Genomic DNA, 615 nt, shown 5'->3' on the forward strand with positions numbered 1-615 from the left:
CCTAGCGAGAACATTGAAGTCTGGACAGATATGCTTCAAAACATGAAATCCCGAGGCTTAAAGCAAGTTGAGCTTTTTCTTTCTGATGGTGTTGTTGGCATGAAAACAGCCTTGGCCAGGACTTATCCTAAAGCTCATTTTCAACGCTGTTTGGTTCATGTCATGCGCAATATCTGCGCTAAAGTACGCGTCGACGATCGTGAAAAGATCATGAACGAATTCAAACAGGTGCATCAACAGACAAACAAAGAAGAAGCCACAGCTGTCCTGCATGACTTCTATACCAAATGGGGCAAGGTTTACAGCCATGTTATCAGAAGCTTGAAAGACATAGAACCAGATCTGCTGGTCTTTTATAACTATCCCAAGCAGATCAGAGCTTCAATTTATTCGACTAACATGATTGAATCATTTAACAATGTGATCAAGCGCAAAGCTAAGCCTAAGGCAGAGTTTCCAACTGAACAGTCGCTTGATGCTTTTATTGGCATTCAGGCAATGAGCTACAATGACCGTTATTTCAATCGAATTCATAAAGGCTTTGGTCAGGTTCAGGACACCTTAGAATCCTACTTTGATTAAATAAATAATTAAAAAATCAATTTACGAGAAAGA

General features: G+C 39.8%; 1 protein-coding gene. It reads left to right on the top strand.

Translation table 11 applies throughout. The features are described from left to right. A partial coding sequence (locus AC1EJ0_RS08160; RefSeq protein WP_180707109.1) for an IS256 family transposase occupies positions 1-582 on the top strand: 582 nt, incomplete at its 5' end. Positions 583-615: the final 33 nt, after the last annotated feature.

The sequence above is a fragment of the Fenollaria sp. C0166D3 genome (assembly GCF_056590255.1).